5 protein-coding genes are annotated in these 5206 nt (G+C 30.2%); all 5 read right to left on the bottom strand.

Annotated elements, in window-relative coordinates:
• Positions 1 to 327 (bottom strand): dihydroxy-acid dehydratase (locus CI949_RS16520; RefSeq protein WP_290768316.1); only part of this gene is annotated, 327 nt, incomplete at its 3' end.
• Positions 328 to 341: 14 nt separating this feature from the next.
• Positions 342 to 1973: an alpha-glucosidase gene (locus tag CI949_RS16525; protein WP_290768319.1), complete on the bottom strand. Its 1632-nt coding sequence runs from the start codon at positions 1971 to 1973 to the stop codon at positions 342 to 344.
• 11 nt (positions 1974 to 1984) lie between these two features.
• Complete coding sequence (locus tag CI949_RS16530) at positions 1985 to 2851, bottom strand: carbohydrate ABC transporter permease (protein ID WP_290768320.1); 867 nt, start codon at positions 2849 to 2851, stop codon at positions 1985 to 1987.
• On the bottom strand, positions 2848 to 3858 hold the full coding sequence (locus CI949_RS16535) for a carbohydrate ABC transporter permease (RefSeq protein ID WP_290768322.1): 1011 nt from the start codon (positions 3856 to 3858) through the stop codon (positions 2848 to 2850). Before CI949_RS16535 ends, CI949_RS16530 begins: the two co-directional genes overlap by 4 nt.
• Positions 3859 to 3921: 63 nt before the next feature.
• Positions 3922 to 5139, bottom strand: coding sequence for an ABC transporter substrate-binding protein (locus CI949_RS16540; protein WP_290768326.1), 1218 nt, complete (start codon positions 5137 to 5139; stop codon positions 3922 to 3924).
• Positions 5140 to 5206: the final 67 nt, after the last annotated feature.

Below are 5206 nucleotides of genomic sequence, written 5' to 3' on the forward strand. Positions count from 1 at the left end.
TGCCATTGCCTGAATTTCAACCATATTTGCTATCATTTCTCTGGAAACTAATGAATAGTTCATACCATCATGTCCCTGAGCAATGCCATCACAAATATCAGAGGTTGTCATTCTGCTGCCCATTACCTCAATTTCCTTTAGTTCATTTTTTAATATATCTACATATTTATCCAAATGAAAACTTCCTGGGTGACCATTACCATAAGTATTGGCAATTACAATCTGCATTTTATCTAAGTCATCTGCAGTCCAGTCCATCCCCATTCTCAAAGCATCTATTTCTGCTCCCTGTTTTCTTATTTTTTGACTTCTAAGCAATAAAACCATCTCCTAAATATAAATTATCTTTTAACCTTATATAATCTGGCTTCATAAGGCGACAATTTATCATGTTTATAATTAGTATAATTACAAACAATTAGATTTTTTGAATTATTTATTTCTATATCTTTTTTACTTAAATCAATTAACTTATTAGTAAAATTTAATATTATATAGTATATATTATTTTCAGAGCTTCTTTTATAGTAATATATTTCTCTATCTTTTTTTAGCAGGTCTTTATAATTACTATAAGTTAGTTCTCTATTATTTTTTTTAAATTTAATTAATTTCTTATAAAAATTATACACTGAATTAAAATTATTGAGATTATTTTTTACATTTATTTTTTTGTAATTTGGATTAATTTTGAGCCAAGGCTCTACATTACTAAATCCAGAATACTTTTCATCTGACCATTGCATTGGTGTACGAGCATTATCCCTACTCTTTTTTTTAATTTTTTCAAAAAAATCATCTTCTTTGTTCTTTTCTAAAAAGTCATAGTATTTATTGATAGTTCTAATATCATTATAGTCCTTAATAGAACTAAAATCTACATTAGTCATACCAATCTCTTCGCCTTGATAAATATAAGGTGTTCCAGGAAGAGTTAATAACATCATTGCAACTAATTTAGCAGACTCTTCTCGATATTTATCATCATTAAAGAATTTAGAAATTGGGCGTGGTTGATCATGATTAGCAAAATATTGACTTAACCAACCGCCATTTTCTTGTACTTTATACCACGTATTTTGGATATCTTTAAATTTCAAAAAATTTTCATCATTAAAATCATTAAGATGAACATGTTCAAAATGAAATATCATATCTAACTCATTACGATTTCTATTAACATATTTATGTCCATCTTTTGGAGTCACAAATGGAGTCTCACCAACAGTCATTACATCATAATCATTTATAACTTCAGTTCGTAATTCTTTTAATATTTTATGACTTTCAGGTAAACTACTCCATTTTTCAGGGCTATCTGGTTTTATACTATCAGGAAGACCTTTCTTTTTTGCAATAAAATTAATCACATCCATCCTAAAACCATCAATTCCTTTATTTAACCACCAATCAATCATTTTAAAAATATCCTTTTTTACTTCTTTATTTTCCCAATTTAAATCAGGTTGTTTTTTTGAAAATAAATGCAAATAATACTGTTCCCTTGATTCACAGTATGTCCAAGCTGGACCACTAAATCTTGATTCCCAATTATTTGGAGGTTTTCCATCTACAGGGTCTCTCCAAATGTAATAATCAGCATATTTATTATCTTTGCTTTTAGATGACTCTTTAAACCAATAATGTTCATCTGATGTATGATTAATTACTAAATCCATGATTAATTTCATATCTTTTTTATGTATCTTCTCTAATAAATTATCAAAATCATCCATTGTACCAAACTCTTCCATGATTCTATAATAATCAGAAATATCATATCCATTATCATCATTGGGAGATTCATAAATTGGACTTAACCAAATAACATCCACACCCAGTTCTTTAAGATAATCTAACTTTTCTATTATGCCATTTAAATCTCCAATCCTATCATTATTACTGTCATTGAAACTCCTTGGATAAATTTGATAAACAACAGCCTCTTTCCACCATTTTCTTTTATTTTTCATTTTTTCTCTCCTTATCCTTTTATAGCTCCAGCTGTTAGCCCCGCAACTATTTTCTTTTGAAAAACAAAAACTAATAATACTATAGGAATAGTCACAACTACAGCAGCAGCCATTATTTCACCATATGGTATTTGTCGAGTAACTTCTCCCGAAAATAATGCTATTGCAACAGGTATAGTTCTTGCTGCAGGATCTATAGAAGTAAATGTTAAAGCAAACAAATATTCATTCCAAGCTTGAATAAAAGCCAACAAACCTGTTGTAACTAAAGCTGGAGCTGTTAGAGGAAGTAAAATCATATAAAAAGTCTGAAATGGTGTAGCTCCATCGACTTGAGCTGATTGCATTAATTCTTTAGGTAGCTCTCTAAAAAATGAAGTCATTACCCATGTGGTAAATGGTAATGTAAATATCATATATGATAAAATCATACTTGGTATAGCATCAATATTGAGTGTATTAATTACAGCATACAAACCAGATAAAACAGTTACCTGTGGAAACATAGTCATTGCTAATATTGTATATAAAGTTATTTTCTTACCCTTAAATCTTAACTTACCAAGAGCAAAAGCTGAAAATGAACCCGACAATAAAGATAAAATTGTTGTACTTATAGCTACAATTGTACTATTCAACATTCCTCTGATAAACTGATCATTTTTAAAAATATTAATATAATTTTTAAACGAAAAGTCAATTGAATTATCATTAGTATTTCTTGGTATAATTGTAGTTGGAGACATTTGCAACTGTGATTCTGTTTTTAAAGACGAATTGACAGCCCAATAAAATGGAAATACTAAATATACTACAATTATTAATAAAATAGCAATAAATAATATATTTTGAATAATATTGTCTAAATTCTTAATCATTCGTTTTCTACCCCCAGAGTTTTCATATACATTACAGCAAAAATAAAAATAATAATAAATATAATTACACTTATTGCTGAAGCTAAACCCATAGCACGATTTCCAATTAATTGGTAATAGTTATAACTTGCCATTGAATATTTTTGCTGTCCAACTAGCACTTGGAATAAACCAAAAACTCTTAGTGAAGCTAGAGTTCTAAATATTAAAGCTACTGCTAAAGAAGGCTTTAATAATGGAAAAGTTATAGAAAAAAACTGCTTTATTTTTCCAGCGCCATCAACTCTCGCAGCTTCATACAACTCATTCGGTATCAACTGTAAACCAGCTAAAATTAATAAGGCCATGAATGGTGTTGTTTTCCAAACATCAACCATTATGAGTGACGGCAATTGTAATCCGCTCTCTGTTAAAAAAGATATCTGACCATTTCCAATTCCAAATTTACTTAAAAACATATTTAAAAATCCAATTCTGCTTGGGAATAATATCCATTCCCATATTCTTGCTGAAACAACAGTTATTACTGCCCATGGTAATAACATTATTGCCCTCATAACTCCTCTACCAACAAACTTACTATTAACTACTAGAGCAATTATAAATCCAAAAAGCGTTTCAAAAAAAACAGCAAAAAAAGTGAATATAATTGTATTCCATATTGATTTAATAAACTCGGGATGTATCGCTCCTATAATATATTTTTCTCCAGAAAAGGAAAAAGTAGTTAGCTCTTTATACCTTTTTGGTTTTCTTGGAAGAACTTCGAAAGAATATTTATCTTCAGGAAGTTCTTTTATAGTTAATGAGAATAAAGAAGTATAATTATCTAAACCAACAAATTCTGTTTCTTCAACTCCAGCAAAAACCCTATTAGTGAAACTTGTATATACAACTTGACCCAATGGATAAACAGCCACAATTAATAAAATTAATATTGTTGGAATGAGCATTTTATATGCCAAACTTTGTTCTTTTTTAAACAAATTATTAGTAATCTGTGACATCTTAAACCTCCTAAAATTAATCTTAGTTTCCCTCTAGAGGGAAACTAAGATTATATTTGTTTACTATTTGATTTCAAACCCAGTAATATCTTGAATTTCATATTGTAAATTACCTAAGGCTTCTGCTGCTTCTTGATCACCAGTTAGAACAGAATGAACTGACTGGAAAAAGCTGGTAGAAACTTCATTATAGTTAGGCGCAGTCACAGTTGATGGTCTTGGAACTGCATTCATAAATACTCCATATAAATCTTCAAAAAATGGACGCGCTTCTAATACTTCATTGTCTTCATATAATGATTTAATGGTTGGATTATATGATTCTTCAATTGCACGATATTTTTGTGCCTCTTCGGATGCCATAAACATTGCTACATCAGCTGCAGCCTCTTTATTCTGACTATATTTACTTACTGCAAGCTGCCATCCACCTAAAGTAGACGCAGACATTCCTGGTTCATCACCGGGAAGTGGAGAAACATCAAATTTACCTCTAATTGCACTCTCTTCAGAGTTTCCTAAACTATAAATATATGGCCAATTCCTTATAAATGCAGCATTACCGTTTTGCCATATATGTCTAGAACTTTCTTCCTGTAAACCAGTTACAGAAGAAGGACTTATCTCCCCAACCCAAGAAGCTGCTCTATCAATAGCTTTAATTGCCTGATCATTATAAATAGTAATTTCCTTATCACTATTTACAATTTGACCACCATCATGTGATGCAACCCATTCTAAAGCATCACAAGTTAAACCTTCATAAGCATTTCCTTGCCATAAGAATCCCCAGAAATCTTGATTACCTTTTTCTCTTTCTCCAGCTTGAATCGTTGCAGCCATTTCTTCTAGTTTATCCCAGGTTTTTGGAGGGCTATCATAACCATATTCTTCTAATAAATCTGTTCTATAATATAATAATCCACCATCAGTATACCAAGGCATAGCTATTAACCGACCATCTAAAGTGTTATTTTCTACTATAGCATCAAAATGTTTATCAATAATTTTTTCAGCGCCATAATCATTAAAGTCTATTAAATGATCAGCTAATATTCCTGGCCAGACAACATCAACTGTATAGACATCTACTTCAGAACTTTTTGCTTCAAAAAACTGTAGATATAAATCTAATCTTTCAGTTGATGATGAGGGAGTTTCTAATATCTCTACATTAATTTCAGGGTTTTCTTCCATATACATATTTGCAAGATCTTTAGCAGAATCAACTGAATTACCACCTACAGCTATAGTTACAGTATCTTTATTCTGAGCTAACAAAGGTATTGAAATTAATGATATGATAAGGAAGGAGCCAATTCCCACTCCTTTCAAGACCTAGCTAGCG

This window comes from Halanaerobium sp. (genome assembly GCF_003070835.1).